This window comes from Lacinutrix sp. YIN62, from assembly GCF_057219185.1.
In genome coordinates, this window is sequence record NZ_JBXVVH010000075.1 from 1 (window position 1) to 1,080 (window position 1,080).

The following is a 1,080-nucleotide window of genomic DNA, read 5'->3' on the forward strand; positions in this document are numbered from 1 at the left end:
CTAAAATTTTTAATTTGAATGATTCACTGTAACGTCTAGTAACTCTGTCATTTTTATACATAATCTACTTGAATTATGTAGCCTTTATTCAGGACGAGTCATAATTGGCTACAACGGTCTCGGCTATGAGTAGTTGCGTGGGTTAGTACTTAACTTAGTAAGTATACACCAAACTGAAAATCCACGCGGATTTTCAGAAGTAGGCGATGCCAAGCAATTATTTATAGCCATTGTTGTAGCCAGTGCTCTATTTTTCATAGTAATAATTGCGGGTTAAATTATAACCAACTTTTTTATTATTCTTTTCTCCCCATTTTGCAAAGTCAGTATGTCCTGTATTTTTCCATTCCACATAGTTTTCTATAATTTCCAAATCTTCATTCAATTCTTTAGTCCAATATTCTTTTCGATTGTCGTCAGTTAATTTGGAAATTTGTTCCTCAATCTTTTCAGCAAGTTTTATGTCCTCCGAAGGATCTCCAATATAGCCATCTGGTAAATGATGAATAGAGTAATAAATGTTGTAAGTCCACCAGTTTAAGATTGTTTCTCTCGCTAAATCATCTTGAGGATTTAATTCGATTGCCTTAAATATATGTTCTTCACTTTTGTAATATTTTCCGAACCAACGAAATGGTCTATTGTCAACTATTTCTATTTCGCACCATTCTTTCAAAGTCGGTTTTATAAGTTTATCACTTAAAGGTTGAGGAAATGGTCCATAATCCGCATCTTGAATGTTCTCGAAAAATGGAAATAGGAATTTAGTAAACTCAATTTTTTGGTCAAGTGTCCAATTTTTAGTTGATTTTAGAAATTCCGCTAGTTTTTTAAATGCTTGTTTTCTTAAGCCTTTCTCTCTATCAATACAATAATCGGCATAGTCTTTCCATTCGGAATTTTCCGAAGCTGCTTTTGCAACAGTTAATAAAGCGATATTTTGGTCTTTAGCAATCATTTTCTCGCATTGGCTACAACGTTTCGTGTAAAATGCGTTTTAATGCATTTTTACACTTCTTAAGTTTACAATTCATTAAATTTAAACATAAATAAGAAAAGACAAAAGAGAGGAATAAGGTT

1 protein-coding gene is annotated in these 1,080 nt (G+C 32.2%); it reads right to left on the reverse strand.

Annotated elements, in window-relative coordinates; translation table 11 throughout:
• Positions 1 to 247: 247 nt before the first annotated feature.
• On the reverse strand, positions 248 to 958 hold the full coding sequence (locus tag AC2D8I_RS16235; RefSeq protein ID WP_484707163.1) for a hypothetical protein: 711 nt from the start codon (positions 956 to 958) through the stop codon (positions 248 to 250).
• Positions 959 to 1,080 lie beyond the last annotated feature (122 nt).

Bases quoted from the DNA above. Each gene is read 5' to 3' on its own strand.
- AC2D8I_RS16235 (WP_484707163.1), bottom strand. From the start codon at position 958: ATGATTGCTAAAGACCAAAATATCGCTTTATTAACTGTTGCAAAAGCA.